Source organism: Streptomyces sp. NBC_01237 (assembly GCF_035917275.1).
Classification (GTDB): Bacteria; Actinomycetota; Actinomycetes; order Streptomycetales; family Streptomycetaceae; genus Streptomyces.
The window spans coordinates 4,140,890-4,157,774 of record NZ_CP108508.1; the positions used below are offsets into that span (position 1 = coordinate 4,140,890).

Sequence of the window (16,885 nt, forward strand, 5' to 3'; positions counted from 1 at the left end):
TCCAACGGGTCGGCAGCCACGGGCGGCTCCGGCGGGCCTGCTGTCAGCGCCGTGTTCGGGGCGGTCCCGGGCCGGAACAGCCCTGGGGCGGGCGCGGCAGCGCCCTTCGTCCGTGCACCGGATCCGCTGACGGCGGTCAATCGACGTTCGGTAAACGAATACACGTACCGACAAGCTCTGTCGCAGGCCGCTGCAATTACCGGAAACGGATCTTCTGGCCGGGCGCGCGGAATTCAGATTCTTCGAACCGGGTCCTGTTGCAGCAAGTGGCAAGGGTCTCCGGCGGGCGGGAATTCCGTCCGTAGCATCACGGCGAGCAGACCCATGACCACGACAAAGACAGGGAATACCCCTATGACCGACGCCATGGAGAAGCAGGCCACCTGCCCCGTCGCGCCACGCGGCTGGCCCAACCCCCTTCTGCCTGAGTACGACCAGGTGCCGGAGGGACGTCCGCTGACCCAGGTGACCATGCCGTCGGGCAGCAAGGCGTGGCTGGTCTCGCGGCACGACCACATCCAACGGCTGCTGGCGGACGCCCGGTTCAGCGTGGAGCCGCACCCCACGTTCCCCATCAGGTTCCCCGCGCCGCAGGAACTGCTGGACATGATCGCCAGGGACTCCAAGAACCTGCTGGTGACCATGGACCCGCCCCGGCACACCCGCGTCCGTCAGATGGCGCTGCCGGACTTCACCATCAAGGCCGTCGAGAAGCTGCGCCCGAAGGTGCAGGAGCTGATCGACCGCTACCTCGACGGGATGGAGGCGGCCGGCGGCCCCACCGACCTCGTCCAGGCGCTGGCCCTGCCGCTGCCGGCCCAGGTGATCTGCGAACTGGCCGGCATTCCCGAGGCCGAGCGGGACGTGTTCACGCGCAACGCCGCGATCATGGTGGGTACGCGGCACTCGTACACCATGGACGAGAAGATGGCCGCCAACAACGAGTTGATGGCGTACTTCGCCACCCTCGTCACCGAGAAGCGGGAGAACCCCGCCGACGACATGCTCGGCGGCTTCATCACCCGGGCGGGCCGGACCGACGAGTTCGACCACCACGGTCTGACGCTGATGACGAAGATGCTGCTGCTCGCGGGTTACGAGTTCATCGTGAACCGCATCGCGCTCGGCACCCAGACGCTCCTGGACCACCCCGGACAGCTCAAGGCGCTCCAGGGCGACCCGGCGGGGCTCATGCCGAAGGCCGTGAACGAGGTGCTGCGCTACTTCAGCCTCGTCGACGAGGTCCTGGCCCGGGTGGCGCTCGCCGACGTGGAGATCGACGGCGTGACCATCAAGGAGGGCGAGGGCATCCTCGTACTGAAGGGTCTCGGCGACCGCGACCCGGCCAAGTACACGGACCCCGACGCCTTCGACATCCACCGCGACGCCCGGGACCACCTCGCCTTCGGCTACGGCGTCCACCAGTGCCTCGGCCAGCATGTGGCCCGGCTGATGATGGAGCTGTGCTTCACCTCGCTGTTCACCCGGTTCCCGGATCTGCACGTGGTCGAGTCCGACGAGCCGATCGAGCTCATCGACGGGCTGCCGCCGGTGCACAAGCTCGTGGTCGGCTGGTGAGCGCGGTGAAGGTGCAGGTGGACCGCGACCGCTGTATCGGCGCCGGGCTGTGCGTGATGAGCGCCCCCGCCGTCTTCGACCAGGGTGAGGACGACGGCCTGGTGATCCTGCTGGACGACAGCCCATCGGACGCCGATGCCGCGCACACGCGCAAGCTCGTCGAGCACATCTGCCCGTCGAAGGCCATCCGGATCACCGAGGGCTGAGCGGCGGCCCCGGGGCCCGTCACCGCCCGCGCGGTGACGGGCCCGGCGCCCGCCCGCCCCGCATTCCCCGCACAGCGCCGACCAGAGTGGACAGCACACATGAGCAGGCTCACCGGATGGAAAGTCCTCAACGAGGGGCGGGGCACCGACCTCGTGCTCGCCGTCGACTTCGCCACCACGGGTCGTTCCGACTCCAGTTTCACCGACCTCGTCCCCCGGCTCGACCCGCACCTCGCCGTGTGGGAGACCCGCCAGCCCGACACGGGCGACGGCATGTCCGCGCGGGACTACATCGACCTGTGGGTCCGTGAGGCCGAGGACAGTGGCCGTACGGTCCGGGCGGTGCTCGGCTACTGCGCGGGCAGCGTCTTCGCCGGTGAGATCGCCGCCCGGGTCGCGGGGTGGCAGGCGCGGCCGCCCCGGTTCGTGATGTTCGATCCGGAGGTGCCGTCCCCGGCCGGTCTGGACCGGGACTTCGCCGCGATGATGAACCAGTTCGCCTCGGTGCTGTCCGCCGACGAGGTGTCCGCCGCCCGACAGGCCGCACAGGCTGCGCGGGCGGGCGCCCCGGACTTCGCCGCCTTCGGCGCCGAGCTGGTCCGGATCTTCCGGGAGCAGGCGGGCGCGGCGTTCGCACGCGAGGAGCTCGACACGGAACTGCTGGAGGAGTTCGCGGCGGTGTTCCGGTCGTTCGTGTCGTATCTGGACGCGGCCCGGCAGATCGAACCGGCCGCCGCCTGGCGCACCGCCACCGCGGTGAGTTCCCGGCAGCCGACCGAGGGGGCCCTGCTGGCGGCGCGGACCGTCGAGGTGCCGGTCGACCACGTGGACATCCTGCGCAGTGCTCGGACGGCGGAGGTCGTCGGCGAGATCGTCGGCAGTTACGCGTCGTCCTGACGGGGGCCGTGCGGGTGGGGCGCCTGCGGCGAGCTTGTCCCCTACCCGCCCCTTCCCGAAACCGGGGCGCCGCCCCGGACCCCGCTCCTCAAACGCCGGAGGGGCTGGGAGTGGGGTCGCCGGGCCCCGCGCTCGGGGAAAAAGGATGCCCTCAAGCGCCGGGCGGGCTGGGGGTGGCCGGAAGGGCTGGGAGGAAGGGCTGGGGGTGGGGGCGCCGGCCCTGGCGCTCGGGGAAAGGATGCCCTCAAGCGCCGGGCGGGCCGGGGATGGCCGGAGGGGCTGGGGGTAGGGTCGCCGGCCCCCGGCGCTCGGGAAGGGCTGTCCTCAAACGCCGGGCGGGCTGGGTTGGCCGGAGGAGCTGAGGGTGGGGGCGCCGGCCTGGGGTCCGGCTGTCCTCAAGCGCCGGGCGGGCCGGGGATGGCCGGAGGGGGTGCCGTGTTCATCGTCCCGTCCATCCGCTCGCGCGGCCGGTTCGCGCCGATGAGGGCGCCGACCGTCATGACGCACCGGTCTCCGTCCCAGGTCTCCCCGGACACGAAGACGTTGTCGGCCATCAGCCGGTCGATCCGGGCCACATGGCGCAGTACGGCACCCGGCCGTACCTCCCCGGCGAAGCGGCAGTCACGGAAGGCGGCGGCGACCTGTACGCCTTCGGTGGTGCCGCTGGACAGCCACAGGAGCACGGAGGACTGTCCGAAGGACTCCAGCATCAGCGCCCTGGGGTACATGTACCGCGACAGCGGGAGCCCGTCCGCCATCGACCGGTAGCAGGGCTCGGAGCCGGAGACGGCCTTCACGGTCGTGATCTCCCGGCCGGGGTCGAAGGATTCCACCCGGTCCACCAGGAGCATGGGGTGCCGTACCGGCAGCCGGTCCAGGATCGCGGTGTAGTCCGGTCCGTACGCGGTCGCGGGCGGGAGGGGCGGCGCGCCCGCGGGGGCGAGTGGCCCGCCGGCCGGGGCGGTGTTCCGGTCGCCGAGCACCACCTTCGCGGCCACGACCGGGGTACCGTCCTGCCGCACCCCGCCGGCGGTGACCCGCCATCGCCCGCCGTCGTCCTTCCTCGCCGTGACGTCCAGCCGGATCTCGTCACCGCCGCGCATGGGCGCCAGCCACCGGCCGGAGGCGACCTCCAGCAGGTTCAGCGGCTCGTCGCCGCCCACCAGGGTGGACAGCGCCTGCCGGAGCGCTTCGAGCACGAACACGGCGGGCAGCAGCGTGAGTCCGGGGAAGTGCCCCTCCATGTACGGGTCGTCGGCGCTGACCGTCTTGAACGCGCGGAACCGGAGGTCCGGTCCGCCCGCGTCCGGCTCCAGCCGGTCGACCGCGCACAACGGGGTCGCGAACGTGCGCCGCGCCTCTGCCCGCGCCTCTGCCGGCTCCCCGGTCCGGGTCGGAATGCCGCCGGTCACACGAACCACACCTGGTCGTACTCCGGCCAGCGGAGCGCCAGTTCGGCCGGGGCGAGAGTGGTGACACCCGGCACCAGCTGCTCCGGGGTGACGCCGAGTCCGTCCAGGGCGCTCTCGTCCACGAAGACGCTGAACCCCTCGGCGAGCAGGTCCCGCACGGCACCCCGGTAGTCGGGCAGCGTGTCCAGCACCGTCGAGCCGATCCGTACGGCCGGTACGTAGTCGTCCTCCTCGACGGCCATCGTCACCGTCGCCCCGCGCAGCGCCAGATCCACCTGCTCGAACTGGCCGTGCAGGTCGAGCAGTCCGTACAGCGGGTGGAAGAACTGCACCTCCACGGCGCCCCGGTAGGCGCGGTCGAGCACGCAGAGCACCCGCTGACGCGGCCGTTCCTGTGAGGTGGTGGTCATCAGGCTCCCCCGAGGTAGAGCGTCTGCCTGGCCGCGGCCATGGTCCCGGCCAGCCGGAGCGGCGAGCGGTGCCGCACCTGCGGGATGTGGTGGGTCGCGCCGCGCTCCTCGGCGCACGCGGTGCAGGTGATCCAGCCGAAGCGGCCACCGCTGTCGGCCGTCAGCCGCGCCACGATCGCCGACGACGAGGGGTAATGCCCCTCCGGGTCACGGGTGTTGGGCAGCTTGGTGTCACCGAACGTGTTCTGGGTGAGCATGTTGGCGTAACCGCACGCCCAGATCCGTACCGAGCCGCCGTTGTCGAGCACCGCGTGCGAGAGCCGCAGCGCGGAGGTCACCACATCGCTGGAGTGCGGGGCCGCCGTCAGGATGAGCAGCAGGTCCCACATCCGGCGCTTCATGGGGGTACCCATCAGTGCCACACACCTCTGCAGTCGTCCTCGGCCAGCGCCGCCGCGACGGTCTCCATCCCGGCGAGTCTCACGTGCGGCGACAGCGTCATGGCGCCGAGCGCGCGCTGCGCCGCCGAGAAGTCGTCCACGAGGATCTCGACCCCGGCCCCGGCGAGGCGCTCGATCTCCGACACCTCGGTGCCCACGGCGCTCAGCACACCGTCCTCGACGAGATAGACCCGTACCCGGTGTCCGGCTCCGGCGAGCGCCGCGGCGTCCAGGAGAAAGGTGCCCGCGTTGGGGCCCGCCCAGTTCCCCTTGCTCTCGATCAGGAAATAGGAGGCGGCACCCCCGCCGGTGTCCGGTGAACCGGCCGGCCGCACGGCCGTCAACCGCCCAGCTTCCGGCTGAGCAGGTCGCGGATGTCGGGAAACGTGCGGAGCTCGACCAGCTCCTCCTCGGGAATCCTGATCCCGTAACGCTGTTCCAGGGTGACCGCGAGTTCCAGTGCCACCACCGAGTCGACCCCCAGCTCCTCGATGAAGAGCGCGTCGTCGGTCAGCGCCGAGGATTCGACATCCAGGGTGTCCGCCACCAGCTCCCGGAGTTCCGACGTATTCAGCGTGATTTCGGCACTCACCGGATTCCCTTTCCTTTGGCCATTCATTCGGCTTCACACCATTCCGGTTCTCATCTTTCCGGACGGTACCCAGCCGCGTCGATCGCCGCCGATGGTATTGCAGGGGCCTTACGGCCGAGGAGACGCGCACAGGAATACTGCAGGTACTTGCAGGCGCGACGGCCGCGGCTCTTTACCGAAGGCACTCTGGTCGTATCGAGAATTGTTTTCTACGGTCCACAGGAGTGAGGTGCGCCGGTGACGGTCGTGGTCACGGGGCTGGGAGCGGTGACCTGCTTCGGCGCCGGAGTCGACGCGCTGTGGGACGGTCTGCTGCGTGCCGACCGGCTGCCGGTGCCCGCGCCGGACGCCTGCGGGCTGCCGGAGCCCCCTCCCCTGTACGCGGCCGATCCGGACCCGTCGGCGCCGGGGTTCCCGCCCACCCACGGCGAAGGGGCCGGGCGCACCGGCGCGCTGCTGCTCTCGGCGGTCGCGGAGGCGGTCGCCGAGGCCGGGCTGACGGACGAGGACCTGCTCGACGCGGGACTGACCGTCGGCACGTCGCTCGGTGACATCGACCTGGCGGAGGGGCCCGCGGCGCCCGGCCGGCCGCCCGCCACCCACCGGGTGGCCGCCGTGGTCGCCGGCCGGTTCGGGATCGGCGGGCCCGGCCACACCCTGTCCACCGCCTGCTCCGCCGGGACGTACGCGGTGGGCTGGGCCGCCGAGCTGATCGAGACCGGGCAGGCCGATGTCGTCATCGCCTGCGGCGGCGACGCCTTCTCACGGGTCGCGGTCGGCACACTGCACCGGTTCGGGCTGCTGGACCCGCTGTGCTGCCGCCCCTTCGACACCGGCCGTGCGGGCATGGTCACCGGCGAGGGCGCGGCGGCCGTGGTGCTGGAGTCGGCCGCGTCCGCCCGGCGCCGGGGCGTGAGCGCGCAGGCGGTGCTCGCCGGGCAGGGCTGGAGCTGCGACGCCCACCACCCGATGGCCCCGGAGCCGTCCGGCGAGCAGCTGGGCCGCGCGGTCGCCGGGGCCCTCGCCACCACCTCCGGGCCCCCCGGTGCCGTGGTGCTGCACCGGGCCGGGGTGGCGCTCAACGACTCCGTGGAGAGCATCGCGGTCAGCGGGGCCGTGACGGCCGCGGGCGGCGACGCCGCCGAGGTCGCCGGGTACGCGCCGAAGGCGGTGATGGGCCACACCGCGGGCGCCGCGGGCGTCTTCGGCTGCGTGATAGCGGCCCGCATCCTGCGGCACGGCCTGGTTCCGCCGAACGCCCATGTGGAGAGTGTCGATCCCGCCTGCCCGATGGCTGTGCCCCTGGGCGGGCCGGTCCCTCTGTCCCGGCCGTCGGTGCTGGTGAGCGGCACCGGTTTCGGCGGCAACAACGCGGTGCTCGCCTGGGAGGCCACCGGATGAACATCCTGATCACGGGCACCGGCGCGGTCGCGCAGGAGCCCCGGGCGGCCGGGGAGCCGGGGGACGCGGCCTGGTTCGACCCGGCCGCGCATCTCGGCCGGCGCGGGTGGAAGTACCACAGCCCGGCCACCCGCTATCTGCTCGCGGCCGGACACCTGGCGCTCGGCAGACGCCATGACGACCCGCCCCTCACCGGCGGGCCGAGCAGCCGCCTCGGTGTGGTCACCGGCACCCAGTACGCGATCGACCGCGCGCACCGGCGGATGGACGACGTCCTGCGCACCGAGGGCGTCCGGGGCATCAGCCCGGCCGAGGTGCCCGCGTTCTCGATGAGCACCCCCGGCAGCCAGCTCGCCATCACGGTGGGCGCCCGCGCCTTCTCGGTCACGCTGACCAACCCCGTCACCGCGGGCCTGGAGGCGGTGCACTTCGCGATGACCGCGCTGCGTACCGGCCGTGCCGACCGGGTGGTGGCCGCGGCGACCGACCGGGCGCCCGACGGGGACGGTGCGGGGTGCGGCGGTGGTCAGTACGACGGCGCCGCCGCCGTCGTCCTGTCGGCACCGGACCCGGCCGGCCGGACCGGCGCGCTCGCCACGCTCACCGGCGGGCTCTCCCGGTTCGTCGCCCCGGGCGCCGACGGCGCCCGGGACCCGGCGGCGCTCGCGGCGGCCGGACGGCGGATCGCCGCCCTGGCCGACGGCGCGAACGGCCTGCGGCTCGTCGTCAGCGGTCCGGCCGGTGCCGCACCCTTCGGCCGCGCGGTCCGCGACGCCGTCGCGGCGGCGCTCGGCGCCGGGGGAGGCTCGCTGCGCGACCCCGCCGAGGCGATGGCCGAGGCCCGGCACTGCGCGGTGTCCGGCCTGCTGGAACTGATCGCCCTGGCCCGTGCGGCGGAGCCCGCGCTGCTGGTGTCCGTATCGGAATCCGGCCATCTCACCGCCATAGCACTTACCGGCCCCGCCCGACCCGGATTTCACAGAACCACCGAAAAGCGCATATCTATATAAGGGGGGAGAAAACTTTGACCCCCAATGACGGCTCGGATATTGTGCCCGCATGACAGTAATGGCGGCGCAACCGACCTCACGATTGCTCAAGATACGCAGAATCTGCGGCTATGGCACCGCCATTGCGGTTATGCCGTACATGCTGATCAAAATCGCCTGGGCGTTCGGCCTCTTCCTTCCGACCGAGGAAATGGGCGAAGCCGATTGGCGCGCCATCAATGCGACCACCGCGGTTCTCGCCGCGGTGGGCATTCTGCTGGCGATGGCGTTCATCCGGCCCTGGGGCGAACGGCTCCCCTCCTGGCTGATCATCCTGCCCGTCTGGGTGGGCACCGGGCTGCTCGTCCCCATGCTGGTGCTGGCCCCGGTGCTCGGCCCGGCCGCCATGTCCCGCGACGAACAGGCGGACTCCTCCACCGACTTCTGGGTCTACGAGCAGGTCTTCGTCATGATCTCGCTGGTCGGCGTCGGCATCGGCCTGCCGCTCGCCCTGGCGGGCTACGCCAGGAGCCGGTGGCCGGAGGCGCTGGGCGGGCCGACCGACCACGCGGACACCCCGGGAAACAGCCGGGAGTTGCAGACCACCGCGGCCCGGCTGCTCGCGGTGGGCTGCGCCGGGCTCGGCGCCGTCAAGCTGTTCTGGGCGCTCGGCGGCACCCTCGGCCTCGACCCGGTCAAGCTGGTGCACCGTGACATGTGGTGGCACCTGCTGTCGGCGAGCACCGGCGTCTGGGCCTTCGTGGGGGCCTGGGGCATCCTGGTGCTGACCGACCGCCGGGGATCGCGGAGGTTCCTGCCGCCCATGGCGGCGGCCTGGATCGCGTCCGGCATGCTCTTCTCGTACAGCGTCTACAGCCTTCTCACGAGCGTCGGCACGAAGCGCCCCTCACCCGAGTACGAACTGTCGCTCCTGCTGGCCGGACAGGCCGGCACCGTCCTGGGAGTGACCATGGGCATGGTCCTCCTGCTGGTCCTGCACGACCGCAGGCGCGCTCTGCGCGAGGCGGCCTGAACCGCACCCGCGACCCGGTGAGGAACGCCGCGCCGACCTCGTCGACGCGGCGTTCCTCACTGCTGATGACTGCCCGGCACGCGGGAAGGGACCGCGGTGTGCCGGGCAGCCCTTCAACGCCCCGCGTCCGGGGCGGCTTCGGTGCACCACCGCGGCAGAGCGGCCCATACGTCCGCCTCGTAGAAGTGCCCGCCCGGCAGCTCCAGCGCCTCGAAGCCGCCGTCCGCCAGGGACTTCCAGTCCCGCTCCACCTCGCTGAAGGCGCCGGTGTCCTCGGTGCCGTAGAGGACCCGCAGCGGCGCCGTCGCCCGGGTGCCCGGCACGAAGCGGTAGGACTCCGTGACCTCCAGGTCCGCACGGAGCAGTTCCACCGCGAGTTTGCGCAGCTCCGGTTCGTCGGCGACCACCGCGCTCATCTGCCCGAACTCGCGCATCCAGGTGACGAGCGCGTCGTCGCTGTCGGCCGAGCGGGGCACATCGGTGCGCGACTCCCTCCTGTGCGGGGCCACCCCGCCGGAGACGACGAGCGCCGAGGGCGGGGTGACGCCGAGGCGGTCGAGCTGTGCCGCTGTCTCGAACGCCACCCAGGACCCCATGCTGTGGCCGAACAGGGTGTAGGGCCGGTCCACGAGACCCCGGACCGCGTGCACCACGTCGTCGCGCAGGGCGACCCAGTCACGGGCGAACGGCGTGTTGAAGCGTGCCTCCCGGCCCGGATAGCAGACGAGCGCCAACTCCACGTCGTCCGGCACGGTTTCGGCCCACCGCCGGAACGGGGCGGTGCCTCCGCCGCAGTAACTCAGGCACACCAGCACCCGGCCGGCCCTCGGGCGCGGCCTGGGCCGGTATACCGCGGCGCGGGAACCCGTCCGCATGGTCGTCCTCTCCGGCCGCCGGACTACTTGGCGGCTTCCATCTGGCGCACCAGGCTCTGCGGGCGCATGTCGGTCCAGTTCTCGTTGACGTAGTCCAGGCATGCCTGACGGCTGTCCTGGCCGTGCTTCACCGTCCAGCCCGCGGGAATCTCGGCGAACGCGGGCCACAGCGAGTGCTGGCCCTCCTCGTTCGCCAGTACGTAGTAGCTGGCGTCGTTGTCCTCGAAGGGATTGGTGCTCATCGTTTTCTCTCCCACGTGCTCGGCATTCGTCATTGTCAACCCGGCCGGAATCACCGGCCGGGTGTCCGTGAAGCGAGGAAGAACTCTCCGTACGGAGACTCCTGCCCGCAGGGCGGAGTCTCCCGCCCGCGACTCCCGGCGCCGTACGGCGACCGCCTCAGGCGGTGCTCCGCCCGCCCACCGGGAGGGCGGCGCGCACGGACGGCCCGGCGGCCTCGGCGTCCTCGCTCCCGCGCATGTTGCGGATGTTGTCGATCAGCATGAGTACGGCCTGCGCCGAGGACAGGACCATCCGCCCGTCACGGGTCAGCCGCGCACCGCTGGGGTGCCGGGTGAACAGCTTGAAGCCGAGGGACCGTTCCAGACACTTGATCTGATAGGTGATCGCCGGCTGGGAATAACCGAGTTGTCGGGCCGCGGCATCCATTCGTCCGGTTTCCGCGATCGAAACGAAAGCTCTGAACTCGCGCTCGTGCATCACACCTCATATCTGGCCGGCACCACGGCAGAAAATCCTGATGACCAAGGACGCCGTATCAGCAGGTTACCGACAGGCCGGACGCGGCTCCCCTCCGCTTTCAGGAAGCTGCACGGGGTGGCGGAGGTCCAAGAGGCCCGCCGCCCGCGGGTGTTGTCACCGCGGGCAGCAGGAAGCCGCCGGCCGTCCCCCGGGGCGCTCTCGGGCCAGGGGGACGGCCGGCGGCCGTGGGACAGCTCTCAAGCGCCTGCCGGGCTAGCGGCTCGGTGTGGTGACGAGCGCATCGGCATCGGGCTCACGCACCGGCTCCTGATCTCCGTCGCCGGACCGGTCGTGCCGGTTGCCCGGCCACCAGGCGCGCGGTCCCACCAGGGTGGTGACGGCCGGGACCAGGAGAATCGCCATCAGAGACGCGCTCAGCATGATCCCGAACGCGACCGCGAAGCCCATCTGCTTCAGCATGGAGTTGTCGGCGAGCATCAGCACCCCGAAGGTGCCCGCGAGAATGACCGCGGCGGCGCCGATGGTGGGAGCGGACTGGGTGACGGCCAGCCGGACGGCCTCACGGGGCTCCTTGCCGCTCCGGATCTCCTCGCGCAGCCGGGCCACCATCAGGATGTTGTAGTCCGTCCCGATGGCCACCACGAAGAGATAGACGATGACCGGGAGCATGAACAGCAGCCCGTTCGAACCGTCCTGGAAGATCCAGACGGTGGCGCCGAGCGTGCCGCCGAATCCGAGACCCACCGAGATCATCAGGTACACCGGGGCGATGAAGCTGCGCAGCATCAGGCCCAGGATGACCATGATCGCCACCGCGGCCACCGGGAACACCAGCTTGTAGTCGCGGTTGACGGCGGTACGGACGTCCGCGAGCACGGCCGTGCTGCCGCCGACGTACTGCTCGGTTCCCTTCGGCGCGGCCCGGTGGACCGTGTCCCGCAGCTCACCGCCGACCAGGCCCAGGGCCTCGTCGCCGCTCGGGCGGAAGTCGAGCACGACGCTGTACTGCGCGACGTCGCCCTTCGGGTTGACCAGGGCCGGGGACACGGTGTCCACGCCCTTGACCCCCGCCAGCTCCTTGCCGTACGCGGCCAGCGCGTCCTTGTCGAGCGCCGCCCCGCCGTCGGCCTTCACATAGACGGACGTCGGGTCGGACTGCCCGGCCGAGAAGCCGCGCTGGAGGTGCTCCATCGCCTGGACGGACTCCAGGTTGTCCGGGAGCGAGCTCTCGGTGTCGTACTCCGCCGTGAAGCCGAACACGCCCACGGCCAGTGCCGCCAGCACACCGCCGGACACGAGGGTGATGAGAGCCGGCTTGCGGGAGGCGAAGCCGCCCACGCGGCCCGCGATCACGTTCTTGGGCTGCTTGCGCCAGGCCTTGGACGGCCAGAACGCCTTGGTGCCCAGCAGGGAGAAGACCGCGGGAACGAGCGTCAGCGCGGCGATCAGCGTGACGGCGACGGCGATCGCGAGCGACATGCCCATGCTGCTGAGCATGCCCATGGACGACAGCAGCAGCGAGAGGAACGCGGCGATGACGACACCCGCGGCGGACGCGATGGTCTCGCCGACCCGCCCGGCGGCCAGGGCCAGCGCCTCCTTGGGCTGTTGGCCCTCCCGCAGGTACTCGCGGTAGCGGAACAGCAGGAAGAGCGTGTAGTCGGTGCCGACGCCGAAGAGCACCACGATGAGGATGGCGGAGATGGAGGCGGGTGCCTCAAGTCCGGCCATCTCGCTGGCGAACGCGATGACCCCCATGGTCACCATGAACACGAGCCCGATGATCAGGACCGGCATCAACGCGATGACGGGGCTGCGGAAGATGACCAGCAACAGCACGATGATGAGCACCAGGGTGGCCATCATGACCATGGCGTCGGTGCTGTCCGATGCCTCCTGCGAGTCCAGCACCGTGGCGGACGGACCTGTGAAACCGAGCTTCAGGTCCTTGCCCGGGAGCAGGTCTGCGGCCTCGGTCCGCAGCTTCCCGACGGAATCGACCAGCTTCTCGTCCTGCGGCGTCTTCGTCGAGGCGAACACATGGATCAGGCTGATCCTGCCGTCCGGCGAGACCGCCTTCGGGTCCGCCACCACCTCGCTGATCCTGTCGAACTTCTTGCCCTGAAGCCCGGCCGCGACCTCACCGACGGCCTTCTTGTCGGCGTCGGTCAGCTCGCCGCCGTCCGCGCGCTGGACGACACCGATGGCCATCGGCTGACGGCTCTGCGGAAAGGAGTTCTGCTGGATCTTCGCGGCCTGCACCGACTCGTAGCTCGACGGGAGGAATTCCGCCTGGTCGTTCGTCGGCTTCAGCTGCGGTGCCAGCGCGATCAGGGCGGCGGTGGCCACCAGCCAGAGCGCGATGACCAGCCATGGGCGGTTCACCGAGAACCGCCCGATTCCTTGGAACATGGGAATTCCTCCACGAATTTGAGCTGCGGCTTGGGCCCACCGCCGAGTACCTGTACTTGGACCGCCACGTTCCGCAAGGCGCCGAACGTCTACAAGGCGCCGTGCAGTTACCTGCATGCGGCCCTCAGCGACCGCCCCGCCAGGAGACCCGCGGGGAGGCGGGCGACTCCGCCCGGCGCCACGGGGCGGGCGTCGGTCCGTGCGGCCCGGCCGCACCGCGGTGCTGGAGGACGGTGAGCACCACCGCGACCGCCGCCGCCAGCTCCTCCGGGGTCGGCGACCCGTGGACCACTCTCAGCGGGGACCCGTCCGGCCCGGACGCGGCACTCACGCGGGCTGGTTGCCGTGCTTGCGCGACGGCAGATCGGCGTGCTTGGAACGGAGCATCTCCAGCGAGCGGATCAGCAGGTGCCGCGTCCCGGCGGGGTCGATGACGTCGTCCACCAGGCCGCGTTCGGCCGCGTAGTAGGGGTGCATCAGCTCGGCCCTGTACTCCTTGACCAGCTGGCCGCGCACCCCCTCGGGGTCGTCGGACTCGGCGATCCGGCGGCGGAAGATGACGTTCGCCGCACCCTCCGCGCCCATGACGGCGATCTCGTTGGTGGGCCAGGCGTAACAGAGGTCGGCGCCGATGGACTGGCTGTCCATGACGATGTAGGCGCCTCCGTAGGCCTTGCGCAGGATCAGCGAGATCCTCGGCACGGTGGCGTTGCAGTACGCGTACAGCAGCTTCGCGCCGTGCCGGATGATCCCACCGTGCTCCTGATCGACACCGGGCAGGAAGCCGGGTACGTCGACCAGGGTCACCAGCGGGATGTTGAACGCGTCGCAGAACTGCACGAAGCGCGCGGCCTTCTCGGAGGAGTGGATGTCCAGCACCCCGGCGTACGACAGGGGCTGGCTGGCCACGACGCCCACGACATGGCCGTCGAGCCGGGCCATCGCGCAGATGATGTTGGTGGCCCAGCGTTCGTGGATCTCCAGGTAGTCGCCGTCGTCGACGAGCTCCTCGATGACCTTGTGCATGTCGTACGGGCGGTTGCCGTCGGCGGGGACCAGGTCCAGCAGGACGTCACCGCGCCGGTCGGCCGGGTCGTCGCTCGCCACCGTCGGCGGGTTCTCCCGGTTGTTCGAGGGCAGCATCCCGATCAGGTACCGCACCTCCGCGATACAGGTCTCCTCGTCGTCGTACGCGAAATGCGCCACGCCCGACGTCTCGGCGTGCACATCCGCACCGCCCAGACCGTTCTGCGAGATCTCCTCGCCCGTCACCGCCTTCACCACGTCCGGACCCGTGATGAACATCTGCGACGTCTCACGCACCATGAACACGAAGTCCGTCAGCGCCGGACTGTAGGCCGCACCGCCCGCACACGGACCCAGCATCACACTGATCTGCGGGATCACCCCCGACGCCCGCGTGTTCCGCTGGAAGATCCCCCCGTACCCCGCCAGCGCCGAGACGCCCTCCTGGATACGCGCACCCGCACCGTCGTTCAGCGACACCAGCGGCGCACCCGCCGAGATCGCCATGTCCATGATCTTGTGGATCTTCGTCGCATGAGCCTCGCCCAGCGCCCCGCCGAAGATCCGGAAATCATGCGCGTACACGAAGACCGTCCGGCCCTCGACCGTGCCCCACCCCGTGATCACACCGTCCGTATAGGGCCTCTTCGCCTCCAGGCCGAACCCCGTCGCCCGGTGGCGACGCAACTGCTCGACCTCCCTGAACGAATCCGGGTCCAGCAGCAGCCCGATACGCTCACGCGCCGTCAGCTTCCCCTTCGCGTGCTGCGCCTCGGTGGCACGCTCGCTCGGTCCACGCAGCGCTTCGGCGCGGATGACGGCGAGTTCATCCATCGTTTCCTGTGGCATGTCCAACCCCCTTGTCGTGTCTGCCGGTCAAGTCAGCGGGCCGACGCCACCGTGCGGGCGACACGGGTGTCGACGTAGTCGCACAGGGCGTGCAGGGCCCGGCGCGCCGGGCCGGGCGGCAGCGTGTCCAGCACGGCCCCCGCCCGGTCCAGCCGCTGCCGCAGATGGGCGCGTGCGGCCGCCGGAGCGGGCGACGCGGCGAACAGCTCCAGGGCGCGCCGCCGGTCACCGGGGTCCTCCAGCGGCCCGGCCGCCAGCAGCTCCCGCAGCTCGGCACCGGCCGGGCCCGGATCGGCGGTGGCCAGCAGCACCGGCAGGCTCGGCACCCCGGCGGCCAGGTCCGTGCCCTGCTCCTTGCCGGTGAGCTCGGCGGGCGCGGCCAGGTCGAGGAGGTCGTCGGATATCTGGAAGGCGATACCCAGCTGGAGGCCGTACTCGGCGAGGTCGGCGCGGTGCGCGGCCGGGGCCCCCGCCCGGAGCGCCCCGGCGCCCAGCGACATGGAGAGCAGGGCCGCGGTCTTGCCCGAGGTGACCTGGAAGAAGTGGCTGACGGGGTCCTCGCCCTCGGCGGGTCCGGACATCTCGCGCAGCTGGCCCACGACCAGTTCGCTCGCCACGTCCGCCTGGAACCGCACCATGTCCGGGCCCAGTTCGGCGGCGAGCCGGGCGGCGCGGGCGAGCAGCCAGTTGCCGCCCGCCACGGCGAGGCGCTCGCCCCAGCGGGCGTTGGCGCTGTCCACGCCGTGCCGCAGGGCCGCCCCGTCCATCACGTCGTCGTGGTAGAGCGAGGAGATATGGACGAGCTCGGCGATCACGGCGGCATCGACGATCCCGTCCCGCCACGATTCGCCGAACTCCGCGCCGAGCAGGACGAGCAGGGGGCGCAGCCGCTTGCCGCCCGCCGCGGCGAGGTGACACGTCAGCTCCGCCACCCGGGGATCGGGGGCGCCCGAGGCGCAGTCCAGCAGGCGCTTCTCGACGGCGAGCAGCGACTCGGCCGTCCGTCGCTCGAACGACGGTTCCTGCGCGGCGATATGGGCCAGCAGTTCGGAGCCGGGCGGGGCCGTGACGGTCATGTCCTCGTCCTCTTCTTCAGCGGGTCGTGACGTGTGCACGGGGTGGGTGCGTACCGGAGCCGGGTCCACCGGCGTCGACGGCGGTCCGAGGATCGGCTCCGCCCTTCGCACCCGGCAACGGCGCTGGCCTCTTCCTGCCAGCCGGCCTCGGGCGACGCCGGGGTGCCCGGCCTGCGGACCTCGTCGGGAGCCCGGCGGCCGGAACCGGAACCTCTTTCTCCGCACAGGGGAACGGCGCAGGGTGCGGTCGCTCACGCATCGGGCCGACGGCCCGGTCCCCGAAGGGGCCGGGCCTCCGACATCCCGGCGGAACATGGGGGGGGATCGCCCGCCGGACAGGGAGGCTCCGCTATAGGGGCGAGCACTGCACCTGACGCGCCCATGGAACTGCGCCCGCCCCCTCAACGGCAATGCCCGCTACAGGAAGCTGCCAGGGGGACGGGGGGTGGCGCGCCGGTGTGCATCCGGGGGAGCCGGAGTATAGAAAGCGCATAGGCACGTACCCAACCCTGGAAGGAACGCCCGGCAGGGGCGGCCCGAGGAGGAGGGGAACATGAGCCAGGAGGCTGCACCGGATCCGGCGGCGGTGACGGAGGACGGCGGTCCGGAGCACCCGCGGCGGGAGACCCCGTCCGGGGCACGGTGGCACGTGTCGGCCGGGGAAGGAACCCGCCCGGCACCGCGGCAGGGCCCGTTCCCGTCCGAGCCGGACTTGGGCCCGGACTTCGGCCCGGACGAGCTCGGGGGCCTGGACATGGAGGACGGCTCGGCGGCGGACGATCAGGGTCTGCGCTGGGCCGCGCTGCTGGCGGCGTTCATCAACGACATGCAGGCCCCGCTGCCCGCCGCCCCCGGCGGGAGCGTCCCCCCGCCCGGCGCCACGGCCGAACGGCCCCGGCCGACGACCGGCTGACGGAACGGGCCGAGCCCCGCGCCCCCGTAACCACGACGGAGCGCACCCCACGC

General features: G+C 71.6%; 19 protein-coding genes. 7 read left to right on the plus strand and 12 right to left on the minus strand.

Features of this window, described 5'->3' with window-relative positions:
* Nucleotides 1-354 precede the first annotated feature (354 nt).
* The 3 genes from OG251_RS18145 to OG251_RS18155 all read left to right on the plus strand — a co-directional run bounded on the left by OG251_RS18145 (nt 355) and on the right by OG251_RS18155 (nt 2,681).
* Entirely contained in the window at nt 355-1,578 is a 1,224-nt protein-coding gene (locus OG251_RS18145; protein WP_326678174.1) for a cytochrome P450, read from the plus strand.
* Nucleotides 1,575-1,784, plus strand: coding sequence for a ferredoxin (locus OG251_RS18150; protein WP_326678175.1), 210 nt, complete (start codon nt 1,575-1,577; stop codon nt 1,782-1,784). Before OG251_RS18145 ends, OG251_RS18150 begins: the two co-directional genes overlap by 4 nt.
* 99 nt (nt 1,785-1,883) lie before the next feature.
* Nucleotides 1,884-2,681 carry a hypothetical protein gene (locus OG251_RS18155; protein WP_326678176.1) on the plus strand — a complete coding sequence of 266 codons (798 nt, stop codon included), beginning with the start codon at nt 1,884-1,886 and terminating at the stop codon, nt 2,679-2,681.
* 395 nt (nt 2,682-3,076) lie between these two features.
* Here the strand turns inward: OG251_RS18155 and OG251_RS18160 are convergent, their stop codons facing one another.
* Genes OG251_RS18160 through OG251_RS18180 form a run of 5 tightly spaced genes read right to left on the minus strand, consistent with a single transcriptional unit; the run spans nt 3,077 to nt 5,535 of the window.
* Nucleotides 3,077-4,093, minus strand: a complete 1,017-nt coding sequence (locus OG251_RS18160) for a 3-hydroxyacyl-ACP dehydratase FabZ family protein (protein WP_326678177.1) — start codon at nt 4,091-4,093, stop codon at nt 3,077-3,079.
* Nucleotides 4,090-4,503 carry a hypothetical protein gene (locus OG251_RS18165; RefSeq protein WP_326678178.1) on the minus strand — a complete coding sequence of 138 codons (414 nt, stop codon included), beginning with the start codon at nt 4,501-4,503 and terminating at the stop codon, nt 4,090-4,092. Before OG251_RS18165 ends, OG251_RS18160 begins: the two co-directional genes overlap by 4 nt.
* Entirely contained in the window at nt 4,503-4,916 is a 414-nt protein-coding gene (locus tag OG251_RS18170) for a hypothetical protein (protein ID WP_326678179.1), read from the minus strand. Before OG251_RS18170 ends, OG251_RS18165 begins: the two co-directional genes overlap by 1 nt.
* Nucleotides 4,916-5,287 (minus strand): hypothetical protein, encoded by a 372-nt coding sequence (locus OG251_RS18175; protein ID WP_442818344.1) that lies wholly within the window; start codon nt 5,285-5,287, stop codon nt 4,916-4,918. Before OG251_RS18175 ends, OG251_RS18170 begins: the two co-directional genes overlap by 1 nt.
* On the minus strand, nt 5,284-5,535 hold the full coding sequence (locus OG251_RS18180) for an acyl carrier protein (RefSeq protein ID WP_241838396.1): 252 nt from the start codon (nt 5,533-5,535) through the stop codon (nt 5,284-5,286). Before OG251_RS18180 ends, OG251_RS18175 begins: the two co-directional genes overlap by 4 nt.
* Before the next feature lie 237 nt (nt 5,536-5,772).
* On the opposite strand from OG251_RS18180, the gene OG251_RS18185 reads away from it, so the two are divergent.
* From OG251_RS18185 to OG251_RS18195, 3 genes are all read left to right on the plus strand, one after another.
* Entirely contained in the window at nt 5,773-6,936 is a 1,164-nt protein-coding gene (locus OG251_RS18185) for a beta-ketoacyl-[acyl-carrier-protein] synthase family protein (RefSeq protein WP_326678180.1), read from the plus strand.
* The gene (locus tag OG251_RS18190; protein WP_326678181.1) at nt 6,933-7,946 is read left to right on the plus strand and encodes a beta-ketoacyl synthase N-terminal-like domain-containing protein; all 1,014 of its coding nucleotides are present in this window, start codon (nt 6,933-6,935) and stop codon (nt 7,944-7,946) included. Before OG251_RS18185 ends, OG251_RS18190 begins: the two co-directional genes overlap by 4 nt.
* A 139-nt stretch (nt 7,947-8,085) precedes the next feature.
* Nucleotides 8,086-8,958 (plus strand): hypothetical protein, encoded by an 873-nt coding sequence (locus OG251_RS18195; protein ID WP_326678182.1) that lies wholly within the window; start codon nt 8,086-8,088, stop codon nt 8,956-8,958.
* 113 nt (nt 8,959-9,071) lie between these two features.
* On the opposite strand, the gene OG251_RS18200 is transcribed toward OG251_RS18195, so the two are convergent.
* The 7 genes from OG251_RS18200 to OG251_RS18230 all read right to left on the minus strand — a co-directional run bounded on the left by OG251_RS18200 (nt 9,072) and on the right by OG251_RS18230 (nt 15,919).
* Entirely contained in the window at nt 9,072-9,833 is a 762-nt protein-coding gene (locus OG251_RS18200) for a thioesterase II family protein (RefSeq protein WP_326678183.1), read from the minus strand.
* A 23-nt stretch (nt 9,834-9,856) separates the two neighbouring features.
* Nucleotides 9,857-10,075: an MbtH family protein gene (locus tag OG251_RS18205; protein ID WP_326678184.1), complete on the minus strand. Its 219-nt coding sequence runs from the start codon at nt 10,073-10,075 to the stop codon at nt 9,857-9,859.
* Nucleotides 10,076-10,232: 157 nt separating this feature from the next.
* Nucleotides 10,233-10,553 carry a LysR family transcriptional regulator gene (locus tag OG251_RS18210; protein ID WP_326678185.1) on the minus strand — a complete coding sequence of 107 codons (321 nt, stop codon included), beginning with the start codon at nt 10,551-10,553 and terminating at the stop codon, nt 10,233-10,235.
* 255 nt (nt 10,554-10,808) lie between these two features.
* A complete protein-coding gene (locus tag OG251_RS18215) occupies nt 10,809-12,968 on the minus strand; it encodes an MMPL family transporter (RefSeq protein ID WP_326678186.1) in 2,160 nt (719 codons plus the stop codon).
* A gap of 124 nt (nt 12,969-13,092) precedes the next feature.
* Nucleotides 13,093-13,299, minus strand: coding sequence for an acyl-CoA carboxylase epsilon subunit (locus tag OG251_RS18220; RefSeq protein ID WP_326678187.1), 207 nt, complete (start codon nt 13,297-13,299; stop codon nt 13,093-13,095).
* Nucleotides 13,296-14,843 (minus strand): acyl-CoA carboxylase subunit beta, encoded by a 1,548-nt coding sequence (locus tag OG251_RS18225; RefSeq protein WP_326678188.1) that lies wholly within the window; start codon nt 14,841-14,843, stop codon nt 13,296-13,298. The genes OG251_RS18220 and OG251_RS18225 overlap by 4 nt, the downstream gene beginning before the upstream one ends.
* A gap of 32 nt (nt 14,844-14,875) precedes the next feature.
* Entirely contained in the window at nt 14,876-15,919 is a 1,044-nt protein-coding gene (locus OG251_RS18230; protein ID WP_326678189.1) for a polyprenyl synthetase family protein, read from the minus strand.
* 553 nt (nt 15,920-16,472) lie between these two features.
* Here OG251_RS18230 and OG251_RS18235 point away from each other — a divergent pair.
* On the plus strand, nt 16,473-16,832 hold the full coding sequence (locus tag OG251_RS18235; RefSeq protein WP_326678190.1) for a hypothetical protein: 360 nt from the start codon (nt 16,473-16,475) through the stop codon (nt 16,830-16,832).
* The last annotated feature ends 53 nt before the right edge of the window (nt 16,833-16,885 follow it).